Here is a 26,387-nt window from a genome sequence, read left to right as displayed (position 1 = left end):
GGTATTTTTTTATCAAAAGTAATCGTAAAAATGACTATCACAGCAACAAAGACTCGTTTTTGTCATCAAACATGGCAATTAGAAGCACAAATACAGCTCGTTCAATATACGGAAGAAGTGACTTACGTTATTACAGATGTCACGCCGTTCCATCCCGTTAGTCACATATGGCCGGATCACCCTGCAGACAAAGGAACGTTGAAGGTGAATGGGGCTGAGCATGACGTAGTAGATTGCCAAGTTGGGGCAGTGGAGCAGGAAAGTGGTGCTCTGTATGTGGGTAGTGACATCCCTGTAAAGCGTGATGCTGAAGGTTGGGTGTTTGTCGTCGTGCATGTTTTATCACGTACGGAATCACTTGTTACTGATGATTTGGTGACATTGGCGGTAGATAAGGATTACCAACGCGCTTTGAGTCGAGGCCACACTGCAGGACACTTAGCGTATTTGGCGTTGAATAAAGTACTAGCGGAAGACTATTGGCGAAAAGACGCAGACCGCAAAGACCCACATGGTTATTATGACTTTAATAGCTATGCACAAGTTACGAGTTATGTTACTCCAGACAAGTGCCTCGATACGTACCGTTTAGGCAAAACACTCCGTAAAAGAGGATTAAACAGTGCAGATATGCTGAATGACCTCCAGGCGATTGCAAAAAAAGTGAATAGCCAACTTGTGGAATGGCTTCGACGAGATGCGATGATCACCATGGAATGCCACGGTGACAGATTAACGGATTCTCGCTATTGGAAGTGCGATTTAGGGGAAGGTCAATTAGCGGTAATCCCTTGTGGTGGAACGCATGCGAGCCATTTAAATGAGTTTGCTTTTATCCAAGTTAAACTCGTTGAGCTCGACGCTCAAACTATCGAAATGCACACCAATGTAAACACTGCTTTCTGAATAAGATCTTTTTATTAAATTCTAATTTTACGTTTAATTAAATTGCCATAAGGTTTTTTATTCTGCCTTAAATTGGAATGCAGAATATGTAACTTATGCTTTCGGTGTGTGGTTATATAAATATTCTTTTAAGGGGTGATCGCTGATCAAGGAGTAAATATCAGACGATCAGTATAAGATCCTACGTATCAAGTATGGTTATCGCCTCGTGAAACTTGTTAGGGCGGTGATGAAGATCAACATACTTGTTCGTTATTTTGAGTAGCATGCGTTACTCGAAATTGCTTAGTTTAGAGAGAGGAACGGGATATGCAGCAGAACATTTGCCCGACTTGCAATGTCGAACTGGAATGGACAGGACAATACCATTGTGAACAGTGTGAATCGGATTTTAAAAAAGTAGGTTTTTGCCCTGATTGTGAGGCGGAGCTGGAGAAGCTGCAAGCATGCGGTGCTGCGAGTTACTTTTGTAATGTGTGTAATGAACTCAAATCAAAATCACGTGTCCGATTTGAGTTCCAGAAAGTCAGTTAACCAGAGTTTGTATTCAGTTAACGGTAGAACGAACGTCACCTTCGGCTAACCGGGTAATCAATACATCTCCCGACTTTACATCTGAAGATTGCGTAATTACTTTACCTTGCTCAGTTTGAGTAATTGAGTAACCTCGTTTCAATGTCGCTAGTGGGCTGACGGTGTCCAACTTTTCTGCGGCAATCGCGAGTTGATGGCGCATAGTCAGTAATTTGCGATCCATTGCATCCATGAGCTTTTGCTCAACACGTTCTAGCTTCGACTTCTGCTCGCTAAGGCGTGTTACAGGAGAATTTAATTGCAGCCGATAATGTTGACGCTCGATTCGCTGTTGACGCAAGGCAATAAAACGACTCATCACTCGCTGTAAGCGCATGTCCAACTCATCTAACTGTTGCGTCTGACGTTGCAAGCGATAGCTTGGGTGCTGTCTCTCTAGACGGTGCACTAATTGAGCAGATTGCTGCTTTTGTTGTGCTAGGTAGTAACGCATCGCGCTTGCTAACTTATGCTGGCGGGTAACTAAAGCTTGATCTTTGTGGCTGTTATCACGGCTTACTAGCTCAGCGGCTGCTGATGGAGTAGGCGCGCGTACGTCGGCGACAAAATCAGCTATTGTCACGTCAACTTCATGTCCAACGGCGCTAATAATAGGAATTTGGCTTGCTGCAATCGTGCGAGCTAATATCTCGTTGTTAAAGCACCATAAGTCTTCTAATGAACCACCACCTCGGCCCACAATTAGCACATCACATTCATCACGGCTGTTAGCGCGACCAATGGCTTGTGCAATTTGAATGGCTGCGTCCTCACCTTGTACCACTGTCGGATAAATCACAACAGGTAGGGAAGGATCACGACGTTTCAATACGTCTAAGATATCGTAAAGCGCGGCACCAGTTTTCGATGTGATGACGCCAACACGTTTAGGGTGCTCAGGCAAAGATTGCTTATTGATTTGCGCGAACAACCCTTCTGCTGCAAGCTTCATTTTCAGCTCTTCAAACTCTTGCTGAAGACGGCCGTCACCTTCCGGTTGCATGCTTTCGATGATCAATTGGTAGTCACCGCGAGGCTCATAAAGAGAAAGACGAGCTTTTACTAGGACTTGATTACCGTTAGCGGGCTTGAAAGTAACGCGGCGATTGTTACCACGAAACATGGCACATTTAACTTGAGCGCGAGAGTCTTTAAGAGTGAGGTACCAGTGACCAGAGACAGGAGCTGAAAAGTTGGATATCTCTCCGACGAGCCAAACGATCCCCATTTCGTTTTCAAGGAGTAAGCGAACTTCTGCGTTGAGACGAGAAACAGTAAAGATGTTTTGATTGGTCTTGGAGAGCACAGCTAATCTCTTAGACGTGAGTATGGAAATTAGCGGCAATATAATACATAGCAAGGGGGTAATTGCAAGAAAAAAATTAAAAAATTTGTGGTCAAGCGATTGCGTTAACCGTATAATCCCTCCGCAATATCTAATCCAAATGTAGCTAGTTGCTAACGCAGGTTACCCTCATTATGCGAAACGATGAGATTGGATTGTTCTTTTTACTCCTCTAATTGTGAGATATTGCAAATGCTAAGAATTGCCAAAGAAGCGCTGACATTCGATGACGTACTACTTGTGCCAGCACACTCCACCGTTCTCCCAAACACAGCTGATCTTCGCACTCAGCTAACTAAGAACATCACCCTAAACATCCCAATGATTTCAGCGTCTATGGACACTGTTACTGAAGCTCGTCTAGCAATTGCGCTAGCGCAAGAGGGTGGCATTGGCTTTATCCACAAGAACATGTCTATTGAGCAGCAGGCAGCCGAAGTTCGTAAAGTTAAGAAGTTCGAAGCTGGTATGGTGACTGACGCGGTTACTGTAAACCCTGACGCGACCATCGCTGATGTTGTTGCACTCACTGAAAAACATGGTTTTGCAGGTTTCCCTGTTGTCACTGAGAGCAATGAGCTTGTTGGTATTATCACTGGTCGTGACGTTCGTTTTGTGACGGACCTTTCTAAGAAAGTATCTTCAGTAATGACGCCAAAAGAGAAGTTGGCAGCAGTTAAAGAAGGTGCAACACGAGAAGAAGTGCAAGAGAAAATGCACGAAGCTCGTGTAGAGAAAGTATTGGTTGTGAATGATGAGTTCCAACTAACCGGTATGATTACTGCGAAAGACTTCCACAAAGCAGAACGTAAACCAAACGCATGTAAAGATGAGCGTGGTCGCCTACGTGTTGGCGCAGCCGTTGGTGCTGGCGCTGGTAACGAAGAGCGTGTTGCTGCTCTAGTTGAAGCAGGCGTTGATGTTCTACTTATCGACTCTTCACACGGACATTCTGAAGGTGTTCTAAACCGCATTCGCGAAACACGTGCAGCTTACCCAGATCTAGACATCATCGGTGGTAACGTAGCAACAGGTGCTGGTGCTAAAGCACTAATCGAAGCTGGCGTAAGCGCAGTGAAAGTTGGTATCGGCCCTGGTTCTATCTGTACAACTCGTATTGTAACGGGTGTAGGAGTTCCACAAATCACTGCAATCGCAGATGCGGCAGAAGTGGCTAATGATTATGGTATTCCGGTTATTGCTGACGGTGGTATCCGTTTCTCAGGTGATATCTGTAAAGCAATCGTAGCTGGCGCATCATGTGTGATGGTTGGTTCTATGTTTGCTGGTACTGAAGAAGCGCCGGGTGAAGTGATTCTATACAATGGCCGTTCTTACAAGTCTTACCGCGGCATGGGTTCTCTTGGTGCTATGTCTCAAGGTTCTTCTGACCGTTACTTCCAGTCTGACAACGCAGCGGACAAGCTAGTACCAGAAGGTATTGAAGGTCGTATCGCATACAAAGGCCGTCTAAAAGAGATCGTACACCAACAAATGGGTGGTCTACGTTCAAGCATGGGTCTAACTGGTTCTGCAACTATCGAAGATATGCGTACGAAAGCTGAATTTGTACGTATCTCTGGTGCAGGTATGCAAGAGTCTCATGTACACGATGTTCAAATTACTAAGGAAGCGCCGAACTACCGTCTAGGGAACTAATTACCTAACGGAAACGTTTGCTTTTTCCTTGAAGCATTAAGAAGAGGCGAGTACACTCGCCTCGGTTTTAATCACTTAGCCTTAAAAAGACTGCTCAAAATGACTAAAAATATCCATGACCAACGTATTCTGATCTTGGACTTCGGTTCTCAGTACACTCAATTAGTAGCACGCCGCGTACGTGAAATCGGCGTTTACTGTGAACTATGGAGCTGGGATGTAGAAGAAGCGGATATTCGCGAATTCAACCCAGATGGCATTATCCTATCTGGCGGTCCAGAAAGCGTAACGGAAGAGAACTCTCCACGCGCGCCTCAATATGTGTTTGATTCTGGTGTTCCTTTGCTTGGCGTATGTTACGGCATGCAAACCATGGCGGAACAGTTAGGAGGCAAAGTAGCGGGCTCTAACGAACGTGAGTTTGGCTACGCTCAGGTTAAAGTTTCTGGTGAATGTGCTCTATTTAAAGACCTTGAAGCAACTCAAGACGTTTGGATGAGCCATGGCGACAAAGTAGTAGAGATCCCAGCCGATTTCGTAAAAGTTGGTGAGACAGACACTTGTCCTTACGCTGCGATGGCGAACGAAGAGAAGAAATACTACGGTGTTCAGTTCCACCCAGAAGTGACACACACAAAAGGTGGCCTACAAATGCTTGAGAACTTTGTTCTTGGCGTATGTGGCTGTGAGCGTCTATGGACTTCGGAATCTATCATCGAAGACGCGGTTGCTCGCATTAAAGAGCAAGTGGGTGACGACGAAGTTATCCTAGGTCTATCTGGTGGTGTTGATTCATCGGTAGTTGCGATGCTGGTTCACCGCGCAATCGGCGACAAGCTAACGTGTGTATTTGTTGATAACGGTCTACTTCGTCTAAACGAAGGTCAACAAGTAATGGATATGTTCGGCGACCAATTTGGTTTGAACATCATCAAGGTTGACGCTGAAGAACGCTTCCTAAAAGCACTTGAAGGCAAGTCTGACCCAGAAGAGAAGCGTAAGACTATCGGTCACGTATTCGTAGATGTATTCGATGAAGAGTCTAAGAAGCTGAAAAACGCGAAATGGCTAGCTCAAGGTACGATTTATCCTGATGTAATCGAGTCAGCTGCATCTAAGACTGGTAAAGCGCACGTGATCAAATCGCACCACAACGTGGGCGGTCTTCCAGATGACATGGAAATGGGTCTTGTTGAGCCACTACGTGAGTTGTTCAAAGATGAAGTTCGTAAGATTGGTCTAGAATTAGGCCTGCCTTACAACATGCTTTACCGCCACCCATTCCCGGGTCCTGGTCTAGGTGTTCGTGTTCTTGGTGAAATCAAGAAAGAGTACTGTGACTTGCTACGCCGTGCTGATGCTATCTTTATTGAAGAGCTTCACGCAGCTGATCTATACAACAAAGTATCTCAAGCGTTCACGGTATTCCTACCAGTACGTTCTGTTGGTGTAATGGGCGATGGCCGTAAGTACGATTGGGTTGTGTCTCTACGTGCGGTAGAAACTATCGACTTCATGACTGCTCATTGGGCACACCTACCATACGACTTTCTAGGTAAGGTATCTAACCGTATTATCAACGAAGTTGATGGCATTTCTCGTGTTGTTTACGACATTTCAGGTAAGCCACCAGCGACTATCGAGTGGGAATAATGCTCCTTTAAGAAAGGTCTAGCATTAACAAGCACTAAATCATACTTAAGTCCGCGTAATTGCGGACTTTTTTTGTTTTTGGCTTAGTCATTTTTGGCAATGTCTGGCAACGCCAAGCACGGTTTGACCGTGGTATTTTGATGGGTATGATTCATCGGTAATGCCATGGATTACGCCCGATACCATGCTGAGTGTTTTTGATGGGGCATGGTATTAATATTTATATCTATCTGTTTTATAAAGATTAATTTCTAGTTTTTTAGAGGTTTTTCAGCATGGTATCAAACAAGAATAATAGGTCGAAACATGCTGACTGATACCAAGCTACGCAATCTCAAACCCAAAGATAAACTTTACAAAGTCAATGATCGTGATGGCCTCTATGTTGCTGTCACTACCGCAGGTTCTATCTCTTTTCGCTACAATTACTCGATCAATGGCAGACAAGAAACCATTACCTTTGGTCGCTATGGAGTAGGAGGCATCACGTTAGCAGAAGCGCGTGAGCGTCTCAATGAAGCGAAGAGAATGGTTACTGATGGAAAGTCACCGGCCAAAGAGAAAGCCCGTGCTAAGGCGAGAGCCAAAGATGCTGAAACTTTTGGTGCCTGGGCTCAGAAATGGCTGCGTGGCTATCAGATGGCTGACTCTACCCGGGATATGCGTCGCTCAGTCTATGCCCGAGAGTTAGAGGGTAAATTTGGCAATCAGAAGCTGACAGAAATCACTCATGAAGATCTGCGAGCATTGACTGACGCGATAGTAGAGCGTGGAGCACCGGCAACAGCTGTGCATACGCGTGACATTGTACTCCAGGTGTATCGTTGGGCGATTGAGAGAGGGCAGAAAGTTGAGAACCCGGCAGACTTGGTGAGGCCCGCCAGTATTGCTCGATTTGAACCAAGAGACCGAACATTAACGCCGGCTGAGATCGGTTTGATGTACCGCTATATGGAAAAGGTAGGTACAACCCCTTCGATTCGTGCTTCGGTAAAGTTGCTGTTGTTGACTATGGTGCGCAAAAGCGAGTTAACCAATGCAACCTGGAATGAAATTAACTTTAGTGAAGCGTTGTGGACGATCCCCAAGGAGAGAATGAAACGACGTAACCCGCACCTGGTATTTTTGTCACGCCAGGCTATGGACATTCTCATCGCCTTAAAGACATTTGCCGGTGGTTCTGATTACATTCTTCCTTCCCGTTATGACTCTGATGCTCCAATGAGTAGTGCGACGATGAACCGAGTCATGGATTTGACATACAAGGCCGCGCAAAAGGAGGGCCAGTCATTGAATAAATTTGGACCTCATGATTTACGTCGAACAGCAAGCACATTGCTGCATGAAGCAGGGTACAATACCGACTGGATAGAAAAATGCCTGGCGCACGAGCAGAAAGGGGTGAGGGCAGTTTACAATAAAGCTGAATATCGAGAGCAACGTGCATCAATGCTACAGGACTGGGCTGATATGATTGATGAGTGGGTTGTTTAACTCGTAATTAAATTAAGAAAACGACTCTTTTCTTCACTCTATCACAACTTGGTAATTTGTTTTGACTTAGAGATTGAGAATTGAGCAAAGTAAGGTTTGGGATAAAATTACAGGGCCAATCTGGTGTGACCGACCCAGCGAACAAGGATTTTATATTGAAGGGTATGGGATTAATCCTCTAGAGCTTTTCTAGCAATCCGATTTTCTCTAACCAATATATCTCTGGTTGTTTGAAAGTAAAGAGGTCCATCTACCCCGGCCCACTTACGCAGCATAAACTTGAATTTGTTTATATCATTTGTTTTTCTGAAGGATGCTATTAATCTTTCTAAACTAAATTGGACTTCTCGTCTTGCAAGATTTAGTCGATCACAATTCAAATTAAGCTTTTCGATAGTAGACTCGAGAAGTTCTGAACTTGTTCCAAAATTGTTGTGTTCAAATGTTTTTAAGTTTGCAGTATCTAAATTAACTTCAAGCTTTCCATCGGCTAGAGAATAGTTAAACATATCACTACTCAAATTATCTTCTAAGGGAGATACAATTTTTCCTAGCCACTTTTTACTTTCTCCATGGTTAGTTTCGAGGTGTTCTTTATATGAATCACATGATTTATTGTCTGGCATAACAAACTGTTCAGTGTTATTTCTATCGGTACCACCAATACACACACCAATAACATTATTCCAGTCCAAGTGCCAATTTGGTTGAGCATCACCTACCACCCAACCAGATTTTGAGTTAAAGTGTTCAACTCTTCTATGATGCTCAAAAACATTATCTTCACATAATTCAATTTCACAGTACGCACAAATATAGTTTTGTTCTGAGAAAATTCTATTTTTTATTTTTTTTGCATCTTTACTTTTATTACGTCGGAAGCTATCCCAAGTATCATCAGGGTTAGATATAGCATAAATAGTAAGCTCATTAGGAGCTTGAGACTTATTGATCTTCCTCATACTCTTTCTCCCACTTACGGTTATCTATATATAAATCTAACTGAACTAAGTCCTCATATGCAGAGCCGAAATGTCGAGAGAGTTGTTTTTTCAATTCTAAAGCATCTACAGTGTCATACTTGTCATCATAAACAAGCTCTCGATAGCGTTTCAGATTTTGTGTTATTTCATCATCCGGTGGACGAACGTCAACCTCAAATAGGTTCTTTAATACCCAAGAGGATACAGCACCTCTTGTTCCCTTAGGGGCTCTATACTTTTTCCCATCCTTTAGCAACCAGATAGATGAACTATCGACAGTATGGCATACTTGAGGACTATGAGTTGTTACTACAAACTGAATGTGTGGGAAAGTAGACTCAAGCCTTTGAATAATTTTCTGTTGCCAAGAGGGATGTAAATGGAGATCTATTTCGTCTATAAGAACGATTCCTGACCCCTCTAAAGGTGATAACGATTTGGGGTTTAGTAAAGTTAGTCTTCTTGCTATATCTGCAACTAAAGCCAATATGGTTTTTTCCCCTTGAGAAAGTTGCAATACACTTAGTTGAGTGCCATTTTTATTAAGTGTTAAATCTAGGGGCTTTCTCTGAAGTTTTAAATCACTAAAACCTGGTAGAAACTTATATATAGCATCCTTGACAATATCTAACGATTTCTCATCTATGGTGTATATTGAATTTAATTGCTCTTTGTAGTCTGCCAACTCTTTTTTGTGAGAGTCTAAAAGGTGTTCCAACTCAGGATGCTTATTGATTAGCTCTTTTAATAGTGGGCTATTTATCTCTTTCTCTTTAGCTTGAATCTTTACTCTTAGCTCATCTGCGTTACTTGAAAGTTCGTTGTCACTTTCAATTAGCTCCTTAAACCATCTAAAGAATAATTTAAAATCTGCTTTTCCAGATAAACTTTTACTGTATGCCTTAGCTTTATTCCATACATGTTCATCTTTTATTTCGTCAGATTCCTCGATATCTTTGGTTGTAACATCATTTGCTCGTTCCACTGTATATGAACAGAATAGAGGTAGTGATAGTTGGGGGTCAGATTCGTTTGCTTGTCTTAAAATTTGGCAAATATCATTGATCTGCGTGTAACTACCTCGAACTCTTTTTGAACTTAAAGCAGTCTTCTGCATCAACTCCATATTGATGACTTGCTGTTCTATTTCGAATTCAGCACCAATACTTGAAAAGTCTTCACCATTCTTTATTTCAATTTCTTCTATCAAATCACCATTATTTGATTTGGTAGCTAATCTAGAATTAAGGTGAGTTAAACACTTTTTTATAGCTTCTAGTACAGTTGACTTACCGCAACCATTATTTCCTACTAGCACTGTAGTAGAGCTTTCTTTAGAAAGCTTCAAATCTAAGAACTCAAATCCCTTATAATTATTCAGTTTTATTGACTTTATTCTAAATTTGTTTTCTTTAAGTTGACTCGCACAAACTGATAAATAATGTTGTGCCTTTTCTTTATCTCTTTCTACACTAAAACCTTCATCATACGATTGTGCTAGTTGGAAAGATGCTGAAAAATCTCCTTTATTAGATCTGGAAATCAACCGTCGAATTGTTTTACTAAATTTTTCTTCCATCTAATCTCCACCATTATATCTGAATAAGTCAATAAAAACCTTTTCACCATATCTATTTTTCATTTTATCTAAAAATATTGGCTCTACAGTTTTAGCAAAGCCAATAAGCCCCTTTAAGTGCTCTATATCATCTTTGTCGTCAAGGGTTCGTATAGAAAATTTATGTAGCAAGGCCCGTATATATCTTTTTCTATCTCGACCAAGAGATAATTTATTATTGTTAGATATTGTTATTCCAGTAACGTGACGATTGTGTGCCTTGGAAGAAAAAAATGTCTTAGATCGATTTAGTTTTATTCTATCATCAAATAGAACACGTAATGTATTTTCAATATACTTAGGAATAACAAACAATAAATTTTTCTCTGAAGTAGAAAACGTCAAATCATCAGCGTATCTAGAATAGTTAATATTTAATTTGGTACAGTAGTTTGTGACAATTTTATCAAACTCGTACATGATGAAATTTGATAGGAAAGGGGAAGAAGGCGCACCCACGCTAAGTACGAGGTTTGGACTTTTCTTTTTAGTTCTGTTCCAAAATAGTAATTCTATCAATGGCTCTATATCATTATTAACCAGCACAATATCCTGGTAGTTCAGAGCTTTTAGTAACATAGACGGTGTTAGGCTATTAAAGAAATTTTCCAAATCCAGTTTCAGTAAATAGCTGGACTTAACATGCACACTTGCATTTTCTTTTATGTTGATTCCGTTTACATAAGCTTTAGCTGAACTATGAATCTGAACGCAAGGTTTCATCTGCTCAACTATAGCGCGCTGTATGCGTTTCAGCTCAGGAGTAGGCTGTGCAATAACTCTAAAACCAAAGGTTCGTTTGGGAATCTTATAAACTTTATAGTGTCCTGAAGGCTTCTTAGCCAAGTAATGGCTAAATTCAACAGGAAAAACTTCTGGAGAAATGTGGCTTAAGACTGAAAGCTTCATTGATATCGTTGCTTACATTGAAAGAGTAAGAGTGATACAGGTTTCCCTGTATCACGAGAGCTCTTTACTTAAAGACGCGGAGCGGCATTTCCGATCTGCAATCGTTGCGAAGAATGAGTAACTATTGCAGTTCGGAAATGCCGTTCCGCAGCTGCAAAACCACTCAATAAATTAGAGTTCGGCGCAACGCCAAACTAGATTAAATCATAAACTTAATCCAAATTACGCTAAAGAGCCTTTTCAAGTTAGCTCATTTTGGCATTTGAATCAATCTTAAACGAAATCATTGAGACTGAAATACTCTAACGTTCTAGAAAACTTTCTAAATCAACCACATTTGTATTACTTCCATAAATTTATTTGATGTTTCATCCAGGTTGTTGCCCACAGTGTTTCAACAAGTAGAGCCTACCCTAGAGAACTGGATTGATCGTATGAGGTGAGCTTTAGCATGTTCCCGAAGTTGTTAACGGTTTGGCTCCGATTAAGAGAGAGAGCGTCAATCTGATGTTGGAAAATGTAAGTCAAGAGACTCAACTCTGAGGTAACAACTCAGTTGACTGAAGGTTATTATGCGGTAGGCCAGAGAATGCTGAGAGTTATCTGATACATGGCTATACAAAAGGAGTATCTCTGTAAAATTTAGCCGCTAAAATTTTTCCAGTTCTTCTAGCGTAGTAAGAGAAACTCATCACGAACTGTCCCCAAAGCTTTAGACACAGCTTGGGGAGTTATTTTTTTACCACTAAGTTCAGTTAGTTTTTGAGCAATCGCTTTCTGACTAAGGCCTTGGTCTTTCTTTTTCAGAGCGAGCATTCTTTTCTTATTGTCAGTAAGTCTTGAATCGACCATTCTTCGGGCTATATTACGTAAAGCTCCTTCATCACCGGCTCCAAGAGTTGTACCAGATCCAGTAAAGCTCACTGCTGCTTCATTAATGAGTTTTTCTGTTTCGCCCTTTAGCTCTACCGGGTACTCGAAATTATTCCTAATGTAATGGAAAAATGCGTCAGCTTGCTTTTGCGTTACGCATTTATCTTGGAGGAAGTGGTAGAAATACTGGTCAACTAGTTCATCTCCTGATACAGCTTTAAGCTGTTCGACTTTGAAAATGTGAAGCTGCAATCGTCGTAATTCCTTCTCAAATTGGCCCTTTGATTTCAGAGCACTTTTGTATGTCGAATTCCAAGTGCGGCCATCAATGTTTTTCGGTTTATGGCGAGAGCAATACCGGTGGCTGAGCTGCAGTTTTTTCTTGTTGTCAGGATTTTTTTCGTTGTGATCATCTATCTGATATTCATCATCTGGCATATTGTTATCTAGCTTATAGAAATATTCTGCGAGTTCATTTCTTTGGCCACATAGCTCACAGTAGGTTTGCTTTCGTCGTGCATTAAGTTTGGTGTCGGCACTATGTTGTTTAAATCGCGTAGGTGTCAGGTGAAGCAGCCATAATAGTTCGAGCAGATTATCTACGGTTGCTTGAAACCTAAAATCTATAGGCCGATATTGATGCTCAGTATTCTCAAAATGTCGTAGTTGCTGTTTGATCACATCATGAGCGTTTTTAAATCCCATCATCATGACTAGATTGGTTAATGGAGTATCTTCTTTAAATTTGGAGCCATATTTAAGAGACATCTCACGTGTGACTCGTTCTGTCATGGTCAATTTAGCTTTTGAACGTGGCAAGGGTGAGCGTTCAATATTCAGATAGGGATTTGGAAAGAAATGAAAATGACTCTCAGGAAGAGAGCTAAGGAACGCCGACACCTTGGGATCGAGAACTTCTAAGATGAGATCTCCAATAGGGAGTTTATCTGTTTCTAGCTTGTTGTGGGCCAGAACACCTTTCAAATGGTTTCTAGGGTCTTTTCTTCTTGAATGTACGGTGTAGTTTGCCCAACGATCTCGAAACTCCCGTATGCCATCGGCGACAAAGGCGTCGCAATCTTCCCATACAGATATAAAGTATGTATCTAAGCGATCACTCGCTTCCTTTTCGATTTCAGCATATTCCATCTGCCACTCCCGTCCCCCCGTACTGCAGTGCCATGTTACTAATGATTACGTGATGAATATACTAGCAACTAGTTGCATTCATTGGTAGCTGGTCCTTTATCAATATGAAAATAAATGAAGGCTCAACTTAATCTGCCAAAACGTCCAATCCGGAGTTTAAAAAATATTGGCATAGTCAGGTCTCAGCAACTAAGAGGAGGCAAAGACATGCAGGATCTGGCACATAAAACCCTGATTAATCGCAAGACACTACTCAAGATGATTCCTTTGTCTGATCGGACTATTTACAACATGGAACAACGGGGAGAGTTTCCTCGACGAATAGTACTTACTAGCCGCAGTGTGGCTTGGGATCTTTCAGAGGTTGAGAACTGGATAGAAGAAAAACGCAGGTCTGCATTCAAAGCAGCTAGACCGGGCTTTTTTTGGTAGTCAGTAATCAATATGTCGTTTGAAGATTTTATGGATACAGAGTTCCCTGTATCAAACAAGAAAAAAAATGTTCCAGTAGTGCACCGTAAAACAAAAGTTGAGGTGAGATCGAGCTACGTAGACTCCATCATAGAGATTCAAGAATGCAGTGCTCAGGAGGCCAATGAACTCGGATTTATTGCTCGACTTCTGATTCAAGCAACCATGCCGCACAGCAATCCAAAATCGAATGAGTGGAGCCGGAAGAATGGTAATTTCACCATCCACATGATGGCACCATCATCTGTAGGTTTGCCTTTCGGTTGTTATGCACGCTATCTCTTGGTCTGGGTAAGTACACAAGCAGTGAGAAATAAGTCAAAACTGGACAATGGTTATATCACTGAACAGGAGGCACGAAAGCTTGAACTGGGAGATTCTCAAAGAGGTTTTATGAAAAAACTAGGGGTGCGTTCAAGTGGGGGAGAAAATGGGTCAATAGACCCCTTTAGGGACCAAATGCGGCGGTTGTTCAAAACTACGATCAGTGTGAGTTATACAGAACTAAATGATGAAAGTGGATATATTTGTGAAGATGAAACTGGAGCCAGGGTTGCTGATATTTCCCATATTTGGTGGAGTACAAAGCAATCCGATCAAGATTCATTAGGGGAATCTTGGGTGGAACTATCGCCTAAGTTTTTTCAACTTATTACAGATAAACCTGTCCCTTTGGATATGAGAGTTCTGCGGTTGATTAAGCGTTCTCCGATGGCCATAGATATATATTGCTGGGCGACTTATCGGGTGAGTTATTTAAAGCGAGCCACAATTATCCCTTGGTTAGGTTTGATGGGACAATTGGGAGCGAATTACGCCAATGTCAAAGACTTTAAACGACGGTTCAATGGTGGACTTAAAAAGGTACAACAGGCATGGCCAGAACTAGATGCTACTCCAACCGAAAAAGGATTACTTTTGAAGCCAAGTGCTCCTCAAGTACCTCGACGGACAAAACGACAGATTGAACGGGATATTGAAGCGTAATGGAACTGTATACACCATCGTTTTAGGTGTTAGTAAGTCTGGGAAATTAGAAAGTTATCCACGCATGTTTTGTCCCGCTTTAAAGGGGGAGTTTTGCGCATGTTTTGTCCCGGAGTGCGCATGTTCTGTCCCGAGAAAGGCCGAAAAGTTTTTTAATAACAGATGGTTGTGGAACCTCCTATAGTACTTTCCTGTAGGTTTACCTATATAAAAAATTAACCTGTAGTTAAGCGAAAAACACAGTGGATAATTTGGTAAAGACTGAGAGGTTTGAATCTCGAAATTGGAACAATGTAGTTTATGAAACACTGACTTGTGCAGCTGATTTATACATGTCTGAAACTGTCAATAGAACGGATTTGAACGGCATGGGAGTTTTTTAAGTTATTGAAAATTAATTTCTTTAATATTTAATTTTCTTGGCGTTTCAACATTTATTGACATTTGAGGGGCGGGAGATATTTGGGATCGAAATAATATTACAAGCCTTTCCCATGTGATTTCAGACATATACATACAAATACAGACAAGATTCATCGTCTTTGCAGAAATGTACAGATAGCAAAACATGGATAAACAGTGCTGAGGTGCGGGCAAGATAGGTGAAGTAGGCCCACCAACAAGTTGATGGTTCCTATTTCACTCACTACTTATTCGCACCTTCGGGCTCAACGACATCTTGCTCTACGAGGTATCTAATCCTCGATTTTAGCCCTTGGACTCCTAACCAGTTTTAAGGGGAATGACACCTATGTTTCAAAGCTCTGAGGCCGCGCGTTTTTAAGGTGTCGCGCAGGTCGGACGCCAGGATAGAAAGTGACAACCTATCTTTGTAGAGGTCCACATTCACCGCTGATTTTCAGTAGGGGTAGAGGCTCATATCTATAGATTTTAGGCCGATACAGGTTGGTGGGTGCAACTTAGTCACGACAATACTAAGGGCACTCAATCATGAACAATATACGTATTTTAGCGGCTAAAATACCTACGGTTGCTATTTCATTAGCGCTTATCTCTCCCATACCGGTAGTCGCTGGGATTCCGGTTGTTGATGGAACGAACCTGACACAAAATATTATGTCAGCAATGGAGTCTGTCACTCAAACAGCCAAGCAGATCCAACAGTACCAAACTCAGTTGCAGCAGTATGAAAACCAGCTGCAAAACACGATGGCCCCAGCGGCTTATATTTGGGACCAGGCACAATCGACGATTGATGATTTAACTCATGCCACCAATACGCTTGCTTATTATCAAAACCAGCTTGGTAGCCTTGATGCTTACCTAAGCAAATTCCAGGATGTGGCCTACTACCGCAGTTCACCTTGCTTCAATGGATCTGGAGGTTGTACGCCTGCAGAGCAAGCGAGGATGGAAGAAAACCGTCGCTTGGCGTCCGAATCCCAGAAAACAGCCAACGATGCTCTCTTTGAAGGCTTGAAGCTACAGCATAAAAACTTGCAGGCTGACGCTCGTCAGCTGCACCGATTACAGTCAGCAGCCCAGGGAGCTGATGGTCAGTTAGCTGCTATTGGCTATGCCAACCAGCTTGCTAGTAACCAGGCCAACCAACTCCTTCAAATCCGTAGCTTGTTGATTGCTCAGCAGAATGCTGTTGGTTCTCGAATGCAGGCTGAAGCCGACCGAGAAGCTCAATATCAAGCGTCCCGTGAAAGGTTATTTGATATGGGAGATCCAACCGACCGTTCAAAAAACAGGGGGTTCTAATCATGAAGAATATCATTCGAGTTTTTATCGTCAGCGTGTTGGCCTCTTTCGTTCTGGTAGGGTGTGGTGAAGATGGAGGGCCAAAGTCTACAACGATCAACTGTAATAACCCGAGCCTGACGAAAGAGCAGAGGGAAGAAGGGAACTGTCTTTGGAATATGGGCGAGCACACGGATCGCTCCAAGAATAAGGGGTTCTAATTATGAGCAAGATATGCATTCGACTTGTGATGCTACTAGCTGTTTTACTTACCTCGCAAACTGCGTCGGCGGCCATTGAGCCTAATGGTGTCTTGGATGAGGTGGCTATGCGCTTCATGATCGCCAGTACCACTTGGAGTACGGTAATTACAAACCATGCCGTGTGGCTGTTTTGGACGCTGGGAACTATATCTCTTGTTTGGACTGGCGGGACTTTAATCCTTAAACAAGCTGATATGAGGGAGTTCTTTGCCGAGTTTATGCGCTTTATCCTGACGTTTGGTTTCTTCCTCTGGTTACTCAGAAACGGCCCGGACTTTGCGACGTCAATCATCGACTCGTTGAGAACGATCGGTGCTCAAGCCGGTGGCCTTCCGAGAGACCTAACCCCCTCAGAGCCTATTAGCATTGCTTTCGACATTATTGTTAAAGCTGGTGAGTCCTACAGCTTCACAAACCCTATAGATAACTTGTCTATCTTCTTCATCACGCTAGCAATTTTGGCATGTATGGCGGTTGTGGCAGCTAATGTGTTGTTGGCCTTGGTAACAGCTTGGATATTGATATATGCCGGTGTTTTCGTGCTGGGGTTTGGTGGTTCGCGTTGGACTTCAGATATAGCAATCAACTACTTCAAAAGCGTATTGGGCGTTGCTTTGAAGCTGATGACAATGACTTTGCTCATTGGCATTGCCATGTCGATTATGGACGGTTTTTATGCTGATCTATCCAATGACGCCCCTATGCGTGAACTGCTGGTGATCTTTGTCGTTTCACTGGTTCTCGTAATGCTTATTCACTCTGTTCCCAATGTGGTTGCTAGCCTAGTTCCTGGAGGCGGCGCGGCGGCGGGGGCTGGCAGCATAAGTACTGGTGCGATGGCCGGAGCGGCTGTTGCCACTGGTGGTATGGCTGCCGGTGCAGCAATGGCTACCGCTGGCGGTGCGTCTGCTATTCAAGCTGCGTTTGCAAAAGCAGGTGAGAACGTAGCGAACAATGCTGACGTGATGTCGAGCCTTAGCAGTGCATTTAGCGGTAGCGGTGATACTGACGAGGCTGGCTCCTTCTCCCAAGTTTCCGGCCAATCTTCTAGCGGTGGCGAATCCTCTGGCGGTTTTAAAGGCAGCGCTGTAAAAGCGGGTCGTATTGCTGCGGATACCGGTGCGAATTTGATCAAGGGAATGGGTGATATGGCCGGGGATAGAATCAGCGGCACTGCTGGAGGCCGTTTAGCCAGCTCGATCAGAAACAGTACGAAAGATGAAGGGGATAGTGATGACCAGGAGGGCGACTGACGACGCTTCACCTGCATTTGACAACGATAGCTTAGGCGGTGTGGGTACTAGCTGGATGAATCAAACCGGCGGCTTTGATGGCCTATCCAGCGAGGACCAGGAAGAAGCCCGCCAAGCACATGCTGAATGGCAAGAGCGCAACCCGGAAAAGCACACCTTTGACGTTGAGGACTACGTTGCGTATGCCCAGGAACGCAACGAAGAGGTTGCTAGCTTTGTCAATAAAGGCCGTTCGGCCGAACTAGATAAGGATTACTGATTATGGAGTTTAACTTTCCACCTCAAAACCTTGCGGAGGTATTTGGTTTCTTCGCAGTGATGTTCATTGTGATGCTGGCCTTCTATTTTTTAGGACAGTGGCTATACAACACTGGACACGGCCCTAAGATGACAACCATTGCCGATAAAATGGAGGCATTCCAAAACAAGCTGGCCGGGCGTGCCTACAAGGACGTGACGAGAACGGTCGATCAAATCGACAACATGAGACGCTGGCCGTTTGACCGACGCAAGTAGTTAGAAAGCACACGGGCCGGTGATGGTGCACCGGCCCGTATTTTCACATACATCAAACCGATTATAGTGAAGCTGTAACTCGTTTTTGGACAGAAATCAGCTAGAGCATCTACTTAAATTAGCAATTCATAAATTACTTTTTGTATGGCAAAGTGAGTTTGGGAGAGCTAGCGCTTCGGTTAAGATAGCGCTAGCTAAAAGGATTGCCTCAAGATTAGGCTTTGGCTTGATGCGCACAACGAGCGTTACGTTAAATATTCGCTATTAACGATACTCCCATGCATGCATAATATCTCCAAATCAACTATAAGGACTTAAAGTGAAAAAACTGATTTTACTAGCACTCTTAAGTGCAAGTGCAAGTGCAAACGAGGTAGACCATTTTTATGTCGGCGGCAATTTACTTGTAGGTCACAATACTGAGTTAGATGCTGGTATTGCAACTATTGATGAAAGCAACGACTTAGGTGGAGGGGTGTATGCTGGTTATAATTTTGCAGTTCACCCTAATGTAGATTTAGGTGTGGAGTTAGAATACCAACATTTTGGTGAAGCTGAATTTAATGAAGATGCCAGTGTTAAAGGTGATGCCTTTTATATTAACGCACGCCCTAAGTTTATAGATAAAGGTAATAAATTATATAGCGCACTCATTCTTGGCGTTGGTTCATTAAAGGGCGAAACCAACGTCTTCGGTATATCTGAATCAGAATCCAAGTTCTCTTATCAAGCAGGATTGGAAGTAGGTTACATGCTTGACAATGTAGACCTTGCTATCGGCTACAGATACAGGTCTGCTGAATTTGATGGTGTAGATATCAACATTCAAGGTGTGACAGTTGGTATGAGATATAACTTCTAGTAGCTTGCGACGAATGAGTTATCACAACCAAAAAGCTTCCCATTCGGGAGGCTTTTTTAAGTGCTGTTTATATGTGTTACGTTAAATTAATCATTACTTTCTTTTAAACCAAAGCGGTCCCACTCTATCAGCAATCGACTAAAATTATTTTTTGAAAGATATTTGGCATCTACACACTTACCATCATCATCGTACAGCACAAGGCAAAAAGAACTCGATTATAGTGTACGACCTAACGAAAGCCATTGAGCAATAATTGTCTCGTAATGCTCTTGATATGATGCGATTTCAAAGCCTTTGTTATCCAATGTTTTAAAATAAATTTTTAGTTTCACGCTTTATCCCATTTATCTCATACACATCATATTTAAGACTAGGTTTGTGTGAGCAATTGAACGTTCTTAATAGACTGAGGCAAAAAAAAACCACTATATACGCAATTGAGCACTATTATAAGGTTACATATATTACCACCTTGTGAGTATTTTGTTATGGCTTTGTGTGGAATAAAAAAATACGACACTTTAGTAGATGCTCATACGATTAAACTTCTCGAAAATTTAACAATGGAAATTGGAAATGAAGAAGTTGCTCTACAAATCACTATTTTGTCATTTGAAAAACTTTGGCATCAAATGGAAATGCATGGAGAGCCCGAAAACACATTTGAATGGCTTCAAATCGAAGCAAAGAAGATCATAATTTAAAGCAACATAACGTTGTGGTGGTGATTATTCCTATTACGTTAAATAGCCGACTTAGCATCTCAAAACGCCAACCTGACGCTCTCAAAACGCTCCAGGAGCGTTTTTAAGCACTTATCCTTACCTACTTAGCCAGAAATCGGGCTGTAAGTTTGTGACGCTTTCAGAGCGATTTACAGGGCAAAAAGTTCGCTGTTCGATTGAAACAAAAAACGCCCTCTAAGGGCGTTTTTTCTATGTTTTCATCTTATCGATGGCATCTTTGGTGATCAGCTCGTTAGCTATCTCTAAGTTCTCTTTGTACTTCTTCTCTTTGTACTTCTCATATTCAAATCGAGATAACGAACTTCTCGGATCGTACTCGTAACGCTGACAGAATTGCTCAAAAGTAACAGCTGCACTCATAGACACCTCTTAATCTTTAAACTGAAAACTTCGCATAAAGCTCTGGCTCTTTAGAGAGTAGAGTCAGGACTTTGCTTGCTAAACCTGTCGGATTTCTCCGTCCTTGCTCCCAACTTTTCACGGTATCAATACTCACATCCATCGCTTGTGCCAACTCTTTTTGGCTGACATCCAGTTGTGCTCGGATCGCTTTAACATCGGCAATCTCATAACGAGTGATATTCGCAGGAGTCTGCTCTCCTTTTGCAATCGCTTCGGCTTGCTTCATCGATGTATAAAGTTCATCAAAAATACTATTGCTCATTGTCATACTCTCTCTTAATCGACCTCGACACTTCTTTAAGGAGATTCTTCTCTTTCTGAGTTAAAGAGTCCTTTCTCCCTTTCTTGTACAGCAACACCAAATAGACAACATCAGGTTGGATCAGTAAGTAAATCGTTCGATAACCACCACTCTTACCTGTCGATTCTCCAGCAAGGCGAACTTTTCTTAGCCCTCCCGTTCCGACAATCAACGATCCCATTTCTGGGTTTTTGATGATGTCTGACTGCAACGCTCGAAACTCTTCATCCGTGAGCATCTCTTTTCGCTGAGATTCAAACAATGGCGTTTCAATAAACTCTAATGCGTAGCTAATAACCCGATCCTCTCCCAAAAGAATAGGAGTACATTGTACTCCTGGCAAGCGTGTTTTCAAATGTATTAACGATTAAATCCGAAACCTCGACCTCTGCGATTTTGTCGTGCTAACGACTGCTCTTGCTGTATTGCTTTTCCAACGACTGGAGCTGCTGCGTCAAGTTGTTTACTTGCATGGTCAAGCTGCTCACACTGCTCTGTAAGCGTTGGTTCTCCTCGCTGCTCTGCTCGAATCTTTTCTCTAAATCCTTGTAGAGCTTCACGAACTCGCTGTGCTGCTCCTTGTGCTGCCTCTCTAAAACCTCGAAGGCGTGCAAAAGTTGTTTCTCTAGCTCGGTCATTTATTTCCTCTCCAACTTGATCAGCTCGTTCTTGCCATCGTTCATTGTCCACCCCTCCAGAATCGAGTAACCCTCTGGTATCACAATAAAACGTTCCCCTTTCTGGCTCTCGTACAGAGAAAGCCCCCAAGTCTTGTTCTGGAACTGCTCTAGGATCGCTTTTTGGCGGGCTATCTTTTTCTGATTGTCTAATATCGTCTGCCCTTGATACCAAGCGATCCCGTAACTGACGATCACCAAAAATAACAGGGTCACTGGCAACCAAATCCATGTTTTCATCACCAAGAGATTCAAACGTGATTGCTGCTCTTGGATGTCGTTTATGATTTTCTGCTCGCTTGATTTCAACGCATCTTGAATACGTTGTTCGTGCCTCTCGAAGTCTTTCTTTAGCGTTTGCTCGATAGCGTTGGCTTGCTTCTTCGATTGCGAATTGAAGTCCCTCGCCATATTCAAAATCTTGCTCATACAACAAACCTTTTAATCTTATGTTTCGTTTCCCACTTTCGGGATTCTTAATACTGATGCTTTTAGCTGTCACTCTGGCAATCTCAAATCCTTTGCTTTCAAGCGCACCAATTACCCCTTTTCGACTACGGATTGCGCCTGATTGAGCAAGATTAAGTAGACCATCGGTAAGAAGTTGCTGAATCTCTTTTGCATCGGATGGAGTGTCTTTAGCACTCACCAAGCCTTGCTGATTAGCAGGGTCATCTGGGTCATGAAGCCCTAGTTCAAGATTCTGAATGGTGCGCCACGCATCGATACGAGGATTGTCTGCAAAGTGGTAGTAAGGTTGAAGTCGCTTGCCAGAATGAAGCTCAATATTTGGAATAACAAAGTTCAGCTCTAACCGCCCTTTATCAAGATGCTCTACCCAAAGAATGGAGTATTGGTCTTTGTCTAAGCCTGGTAACAAAGCCTTTTCAAAATCAGCCATGAGGCGATCTTTAATCTCTTGTGATAAGTCCGTTTCAGCAAAACAGAGAAAGCCCGATGTGTACTTTTTGGCGTAAGGACTCGAATCAATGAGTGATTGAACTAAATCAGGATCGCCTTGATTGAGTTTCGCCCTCTCCCGATTTCTATCTTTCCCTAAGAGATAATCAACAGGGCCACTCCCAATACCCTTACCTCTACGAGCGAACTGAACAATCATACTTTGCCATTATTTGCCCAAGCTGACGCTCGATTGCTGAAAGTTGGGCCAATACTTGAACCACATTCACGACATCATAATTCTGGGTATTCACTACTCTAGTAATCTGATTCAAGTTATTTCCAAGCCCAGATAACTGGCGCAATAATGCGGGGTCTACTTTAGGAACATTGGCTCTTTTAAGAGTCCGTTCCCCAAGACAAGTCTCTCTCATCCAAGGAGCTAATTCCGCACCATCACACCGATCTTTCAGAGCTTGAAGTTCAGCCTCAGTGACTCTGATCTTGATGGACTTTTCTCGTATTACTTTCTTCTTTTCAGTCATGGCAATTCTTTAGTTTGAGTGCTTTTAACTAGGGTTAAGGGAGCGTAGCGTCCCTTACAAGGCACAATGACAACGTAACGAAGTGGAGGGGTCTTTGTGTAGCCTTGCTTAATGCTTTCTTTTCTTCATGATTACCATCAATAATTGCTTTATGAAGAAGTCCTGCCAACATTGATTTTCTAGTGACTTCTGGTATCACACAAGGGCTTAATACCCCCCTAGATTTAGGGTAATCCCCCAATGAACACCAAGCGATTTGAAGCCACCATCGTGTTCATGCTTATGGTCATACCATCCAATGATCAACGTCAAACCATCATCATGGTAAATTTCTTCCGTTTTCTTCCAATAAGAAATCATTCGAACACGCCATCAATTAATTTGCACGAGCTTGTTTGACGATGCATAAGCACTGATCATATGAATGGTGCTCGCCCTGTCTTCACGATTGTATGAGCCTCGAAGTGTTTTGCCATCAATCGCAATCACTTGACCTTCGGTAAGGGTGTGTATTGATGACATCCAGTTAATGAAGCATTCATGAAATGCTCGGGGTCAATCGTTGAGATTATTCGAGCAATCGTGTCATCAACAGGAACACTATGTAAAAACAGGCCATTGCGCTTAAACCAATTATGATGACCGAGAATGTATTCACGGATATCAAACCAACCTTTCGCACCAGCAATAACCGCACATAGCGAGCCAAAAGGACTTCGAAGAGGCAGTAAGTGACCTTAGGGATTTGGCGTAGATCAGTAATCGTTTGAAAATGTTCTTTGAAGTGATCGATGTGCATGATGCTTTCCCTAAAAAGGGAGTATAAGATCACAGCTAATAAATGGGATCGTCAAATTAGTCGTCATTTTGCTTAAAAAACGTTCACGACCTCACCCTGCAGACAATTAAGCCTTAAGCTGCTACTTACATCACAGACAACGCCGTCGTAAATAATATTTAATGCGGAGTTTTCACCTTTTCACATCGGGACCTCTAAATGGACGTTAAGCCTTGGCTACTCTTAACAGCTGCAATTCTCGCAGGCTGCTCTGATGACGATCATCAGACCCACAACAACAGCGTCAAATTCGATGTCATAGACAATCAAGAATTTACCCTTAATCCGATTCAAAACGACAGCAATCCCGATTTAGAAAGTTTCAGCTGGACTCAAACATGTGGTTCGATATCCATTATTCCTTCTGACACAAGCCAAACCGTCAATCTGACACTTACCGCTCCAAAACTGGACAACGATGAAGAGTATTGCTTCCAGTTTAAAGGAACCAGTAAGAATGGTGATCAGTACTCAACCGATGCAAAAGTGTCCGTGGTGTCTCCATCACTGGAAGTTTATGTTGATCACGCATCTCTCCCCTCTTTACATCAGGTATTGGACATCATCGCCTCTGCAGAGGCTCACCCGACAGCTGAGCGCTATGTGTCCTGGGGCCGTATCAATCCGACGCAAGAGCATCTGGCGCAACTGAATATCAGTCGCTTCCCACTTGAGTCAAACCATACATCGGCAGAAATGCTTGAAGCTATTTCTGCCTTTGCAGAAGATCATCACAGACTCAAGGTTTCAATCAGTACCAACACGCTGAAGTCATATGACAACCTAAAACTTATGCTACAGCGGCTGCATAAGCAGCCACATGTCGACATTGACAACATCAGGCTCTATGACGATGGCTCTGCTGAATACGTGAACCTGTACAACTGGCGCAATACCCAGGATAAGACCTACCTGTTACAGCAAGCCGGTGACAACCTTAAAAATATCATTTTAGGTTCAGGTGGTTCTTCCGCGCCCTGGTTGACTACTCAGTTTAACTGGCATTCACTCTACCCTACTGAGTACTCAATGCTGAGATCTGACTTTTTGACGCTTGATCCAAAACTACACGAGTTAAAAGAGTATCTGGGTGATAGCCTCAAACAAATGCAGTGGGATAAATATGCAAAACTGTCCTCAGAGCAGCAAGCATTGTTCCTTGAAATCGTAGGTTTTGATCAAAATTGGCTGCAAGTAGAATATGACAAGAGTCCACTGGCTAACTTTGTATTCACGGGGACGACTACCTGGGCCGGTGGTGAAGAGAAAGAGTTCTACGCCAAGCAACAGGTTAATATCATCAATAATGCTATCAACGAAACCAGCCCTTACTATATTGGTAAGGAGCATGACCTGTTCTTCAAAGGGCATCCTCGCGGTGGTGTTATCAATGACATCATTATTAGCAGTTTTGATAATATGGTGAACATTCCGTCAGCCATCTCTTTCGAAGTCCTGATGATGACAGATATGCTGCCTGATACTATCGCCGGTGTGGCCAGCTCTTTGTATTTCACTATTCCAGCGGAAAACATCAAATTCATCGTTTTCACTTCATCCGAAGAGATCACCGATCGTGAACAAGCATTAAAGAGCCCACTGGTTCAGGTCATGATGACTCTGGGCATTGTGAAAGAAGAAAACGTTCTCTTCTGGGCCGATATGCCTGATTGCAGCAGTGGAACCTGTATCTAATCCAGTTTTAAAAGGCCCTTCGGGGCCTTTTTTCATGCTTCAATCTCAATTGCAGCGTGTGACCAGATTCAAACTCCCTGAAAAAGAGATTACTGATACTTGATTCAAATCAGGGTTTCCAACTGCTGGAGCTGCTCCGCTAAATCGTTGTATAGATTCACAAATTCCTTTTGTTGTATTTCGTGCTGCGTCTGCAATTGCTCGAATTCGTTCAATAATAGGGTTTCTAACTCGGTCATGTTCTACTTCTCCACCAGTTTGATAAGTTCGTTCTGGCCATCGTTGAGAGTCAATCCCCCTTTCACAGAGTATCCCTCTGGGATCACGATGTAACGCCCCTCTTTGTCCTGAAAGAAACGATAAGGATGCTAGGAAAGCTAGCGCACGCCGCCCTTTCGGCTGCGCCGACCCCTACCCATTTCGACTCAAATTTATGAGTGATTTGGGTATCTTTTTGGTCGCTTTCAGATTGGGTAAGTCTCTTCCCTTTCGGGCTGCCCTGCGCTGTGAGTAAGGCTTTACGCCCCCATTCCAGTCTCACAACACTAATCAATTATTCCTTTTCCGCAGTTCTCCCTCTAGCAGCTACAAGAGAGCGGTTTTATCGTGCTTTCGCAAGTTTTGATTAGTGCCTTTACCTGTCACCTTTGGAACTTCCCTTGGTCGGTGACTGATACGCATCGCCTGTTCCAAAACATCTTGAATCCAAAACAGGTGCAGGAATACTTGAAGTGCTTAGATGATATGGCTATCATGAAAGGACTTACACAGGTTGCAAACTAGTAAGTATTCCGAAATAAACCGCCCTGCAAGGCGGTTTTTTCATATCTGGGGATTGAGATTACAACCAAAGAGCATGGATCTCAACGATCCTTTTCTAAGGTAATGAACGTCCTCAAGAAAAACGCCTCCCAATGGGAGGCGTTTTTCGTATCTGCCAGTTGTAAAAAGGTCGCCTACACTAGCGACCTTGGGGATTCGTACAACGAGCGTTACGTTAAATATTCGCTATTAACGATACTCCCATGCATGCATAATATCTCCAAATCAACTATAAGG

At 42.8% G+C, this 26,387-nt stretch carries 28 protein-coding genes and 1 pseudogene; 15 read left to right on the top strand and 14 right to left on the bottom strand.

What is annotated here, in order from left to right; genetic code table 11:
* Positions 1-30: 30 nt before the first annotated feature.
* Both R7Z49_RS18970 and R7Z49_RS18965 read left to right on the top strand, forming a co-directional pair.
* A complete protein-coding gene (locus tag R7Z49_RS18970; protein ID WP_047102174.1) occupies positions 31-906 on the top strand; it encodes a metal-dependent hydrolase in 876 nt (291 codons plus the stop codon).
* Between the two features lie 309 nt (positions 907-1,215).
* Positions 1,216-1,440 (top strand): zinc ribbon domain-containing protein, encoded by a 225-nt coding sequence (locus tag R7Z49_RS18965; protein ID WP_031780843.1) that lies wholly within the window; start codon positions 1,216-1,218, stop codon positions 1,438-1,440.
* Between the two features lie 13 nt (positions 1,441-1,453).
* Here R7Z49_RS18965 and xseA read toward each other — a convergent pair whose 3' ends face one another.
* Positions 1,454-2,785, bottom strand: a complete 1,332-nt coding sequence (gene xseA, locus R7Z49_RS18960; RefSeq protein WP_031780844.1) for an exodeoxyribonuclease VII large subunit — start codon at positions 2,783-2,785, stop codon at positions 1,454-1,456.
* Positions 2,786-3,016: 231 nt separating this feature from the next.
* Here xseA and guaB point away from each other — a divergent pair, with 231 nt between their 5' ends.
* The 3 genes from guaB to R7Z49_RS18945 all read left to right on the top strand — a co-directional run bounded on the left by guaB (position 3,017) and on the right by R7Z49_RS18945 (position 7,630).
* Positions 3,017-4,483: an IMP dehydrogenase gene (guaB, locus tag R7Z49_RS18955; RefSeq protein ID WP_042521181.1), complete on the top strand. Its 1,467-nt coding sequence runs from the start codon at positions 3,017-3,019 to the stop codon at positions 4,481-4,483.
* 99 nt (positions 4,484-4,582) lie between these two features.
* Positions 4,583-6,136, top strand: a complete 1,554-nt coding sequence (guaA, locus tag R7Z49_RS18950; protein WP_005381685.1) for a glutamine-hydrolyzing GMP synthase — start codon at positions 4,583-4,585, stop codon at positions 6,134-6,136.
* Between the two features lie 306 nt (positions 6,137-6,442).
* Entirely contained in the window at positions 6,443-7,630 is a 1,188-nt protein-coding gene (locus R7Z49_RS18945) for a tyrosine-type recombinase/integrase (RefSeq protein WP_025576694.1), read from the top strand.
* 170 nt (positions 7,631-7,800) lie between these two features.
* Here R7Z49_RS18945 and ptuB read toward each other — a convergent pair whose 3' ends face one another.
* The 4 genes from ptuB to R7Z49_RS18925 form a co-directional block, all read right to left on the bottom strand.
* Positions 7,801-8,592, bottom strand: coding sequence for a retron Ec78 anti-phage system effector HNH endonuclease PtuB (gene ptuB, locus R7Z49_RS18940; protein ID WP_064377457.1), 792 nt, complete (start codon positions 8,590-8,592; stop codon positions 7,801-7,803).
* Positions 8,576-10,192: a retron Ec78 anti-phage system effector ATPase PtuA gene (ptuA, locus tag R7Z49_RS18935; RefSeq protein ID WP_064377455.1), complete on the bottom strand. Its 1,617-nt coding sequence runs from the start codon at positions 10,190-10,192 to the stop codon at positions 8,576-8,578. Before ptuA ends, ptuB begins: the two co-directional genes overlap by 17 nt.
* A complete protein-coding gene (locus R7Z49_RS18930) occupies positions 10,193-11,140 on the bottom strand; it encodes a retron St85 family RNA-directed DNA polymerase (protein WP_064377452.1) in 948 nt (315 codons plus the stop codon).
* Between the two features lie 669 nt (positions 11,141-11,809).
* A complete protein-coding gene (locus R7Z49_RS18925; protein ID WP_064377450.1) occupies positions 11,810-13,162 on the bottom strand; it encodes a hypothetical protein in 1,353 nt (450 codons plus the stop codon).
* 207 nt (positions 13,163-13,369) lie between these two features.
* Here R7Z49_RS18925 and R7Z49_RS18920 point away from each other — a divergent pair, with 207 nt between their 5' ends.
* From R7Z49_RS18920 to R7Z49_RS18880, 9 genes are all read left to right on the top strand, one after another.
* Positions 13,370-13,594 carry a helix-turn-helix transcriptional regulator gene (locus R7Z49_RS18920; protein WP_025622075.1) on the top strand — a complete coding sequence of 75 codons (225 nt, stop codon included), beginning with the start codon at positions 13,370-13,372 and terminating at the stop codon, positions 13,592-13,594.
* Positions 13,595-13,606: 12 nt separating this feature from the next.
* Positions 13,607-14,620 carry a replication protein RepA gene (locus R7Z49_RS18915; protein ID WP_064377448.1) on the top strand — a complete coding sequence of 338 codons (1,014 nt, stop codon included), beginning with the start codon at positions 13,607-13,609 and terminating at the stop codon, positions 14,618-14,620.
* Positions 14,621-15,571: 951 nt separating this feature from the next.
* Positions 15,572-16,348 (top strand): P-type conjugative transfer protein TrbJ, encoded by a 777-nt coding sequence (gene trbJ / locus R7Z49_RS18910; RefSeq protein WP_025518621.1) that lies wholly within the window; start codon positions 15,572-15,574, stop codon positions 16,346-16,348.
* 2 nt (positions 16,349-16,350) lie between these two features.
* Positions 16,351-16,548, top strand: coding sequence for a hypothetical protein (locus R7Z49_RS18905; protein WP_031420168.1), 198 nt, complete (start codon positions 16,351-16,353; stop codon positions 16,546-16,548).
* 2 nt (positions 16,549-16,550) lie between these two features.
* Positions 16,551-17,843 carry a P-type conjugative transfer protein TrbL gene (gene trbL / locus R7Z49_RS18900; protein ID WP_031848031.1) on the top strand — a complete coding sequence of 431 codons (1,293 nt, stop codon included), beginning with the start codon at positions 16,551-16,553 and terminating at the stop codon, positions 17,841-17,843.
* On the top strand, positions 17,824-18,102 hold the full coding sequence (locus R7Z49_RS18895; RefSeq protein WP_081107531.1) for a conjugal transfer protein TrbL: 279 nt from the start codon (positions 17,824-17,826) through the stop codon (positions 18,100-18,102). The genes trbL and R7Z49_RS18895 overlap by 20 nt, the downstream gene beginning before the upstream one ends.
* 2 nt (positions 18,103-18,104) lie before the next feature.
* Positions 18,105-18,359: a hypothetical protein gene (locus R7Z49_RS18890; protein ID WP_031848029.1), complete on the top strand. Its 255-nt coding sequence runs from the start codon at positions 18,105-18,107 to the stop codon at positions 18,357-18,359.
* A gap of 319 nt (positions 18,360-18,678) precedes the next feature.
* Positions 18,679-19,221: an outer membrane protein gene (locus R7Z49_RS18885; RefSeq protein ID WP_225462611.1), complete on the top strand. Its 543-nt coding sequence runs from the start codon at positions 18,679-18,681 to the stop codon at positions 19,219-19,221.
* A 491-nt stretch (positions 19,222-19,712) separates the two neighbouring features.
* The gene (locus R7Z49_RS18880) at positions 19,713-19,928 is read left to right on the top strand and encodes a hypothetical protein (RefSeq protein ID WP_169629209.1); all 216 of its coding nucleotides are present in this window, start codon (positions 19,713-19,715) and stop codon (positions 19,926-19,928) included.
* Positions 19,929-20,159: 231 nt separating this feature from the next.
* Here the strand turns inward: R7Z49_RS18880 and R7Z49_RS18875 are convergent, their stop codons facing one another.
* The 8 genes and pseudogenes from R7Z49_RS18875 to R7Z49_RS18845 form a co-directional block, all read right to left on the bottom strand.
* Complete coding sequence (locus R7Z49_RS18875; RefSeq protein ID WP_005398424.1) at positions 20,160-20,330, bottom strand: hypothetical protein; 171 nt, start codon at positions 20,328-20,330, stop codon at positions 20,160-20,162.
* Positions 20,331-20,346: 16 nt separating this feature from the next.
* Positions 20,347-20,634 (bottom strand): NadS family protein, encoded by a 288-nt coding sequence (nadS, locus tag R7Z49_RS18870; RefSeq protein ID WP_031780719.1) that lies wholly within the window; start codon positions 20,632-20,634, stop codon positions 20,347-20,349.
* Positions 20,624-21,016 carry a type II toxin-antitoxin system RelE/ParE family toxin gene (locus tag R7Z49_RS18865; RefSeq protein WP_224723981.1) on the bottom strand — a complete coding sequence of 131 codons (393 nt, stop codon included), beginning with the start codon at positions 21,014-21,016 and terminating at the stop codon, positions 20,624-20,626. The genes nadS and R7Z49_RS18865 overlap by 11 nt, the downstream gene beginning before the upstream one ends.
* A gap of 61 nt (positions 21,017-21,077) precedes the next feature.
* Positions 21,078-21,311 (bottom strand): MbeD/MobD family mobilization/exclusion protein, encoded by a 234-nt coding sequence (locus R7Z49_RS28135; RefSeq protein WP_169567099.1) that lies wholly within the window; start codon positions 21,309-21,311, stop codon positions 21,078-21,080.
* Positions 21,312-21,761 (bottom strand): MbeB family mobilization protein, encoded by a 450-nt coding sequence (locus tag R7Z49_RS28130; protein ID WP_353616425.1) that lies wholly within the window; start codon positions 21,759-21,761, stop codon positions 21,312-21,314.
* A gap of 686 nt (positions 21,762-22,447) precedes the next feature.
* Positions 22,448-22,795 (bottom strand): MobC family plasmid mobilization relaxosome protein, encoded by a 348-nt coding sequence (locus tag R7Z49_RS18855; RefSeq protein WP_169629215.1) that lies wholly within the window; start codon positions 22,793-22,795, stop codon positions 22,448-22,450.
* A 207-nt stretch (positions 22,796-23,002) separates the two neighbouring features.
* Complete coding sequence (locus tag R7Z49_RS18850; protein WP_212577753.1) at positions 23,003-23,155, bottom strand: hypothetical protein; 153 nt, start codon at positions 23,153-23,155, stop codon at positions 23,003-23,005.
* Between the two features lie 24 nt (positions 23,156-23,179).
* Positions 23,180-23,594, bottom strand: a pseudogene (locus R7Z49_RS18845) (ISAs1 family transposase); the annotation flags it as partial.
* A 198-nt stretch (positions 23,595-23,792) separates the two neighbouring features.
* On the opposite strand from R7Z49_RS18845, the gene R7Z49_RS18840 reads away from it, so the two are divergent.
* Positions 23,793-25,328, top strand: a complete 1,536-nt coding sequence (locus R7Z49_RS18840; protein ID WP_169629213.1) for a PKD domain-containing protein — start codon at positions 23,793-23,795, stop codon at positions 25,326-25,328.
* A 104-nt stretch (positions 25,329-25,432) separates the two neighbouring features.
* On the opposite strand, the gene R7Z49_RS18835 is transcribed toward R7Z49_RS18840, so the two are convergent.
* A complete protein-coding gene (locus R7Z49_RS18835; protein ID WP_169629211.1) occupies positions 25,433-25,567 on the bottom strand; it encodes an MbeD/MobD family mobilization/exclusion protein in 135 nt (44 codons plus the stop codon).
* Between the last annotated feature and the right edge of the window lie 820 nt (positions 25,568-26,387).

The organism is Vibrio sp. 1562, from assembly GCF_033340155.1.
Taxonomy (GTDB): Bacteria; Pseudomonadota; Gammaproteobacteria; order Enterobacterales; family Vibrionaceae; genus Vibrio; species Vibrio alginolyticus.
This window is presented reverse-complemented; position numbering and strand designations above follow the sequence as displayed.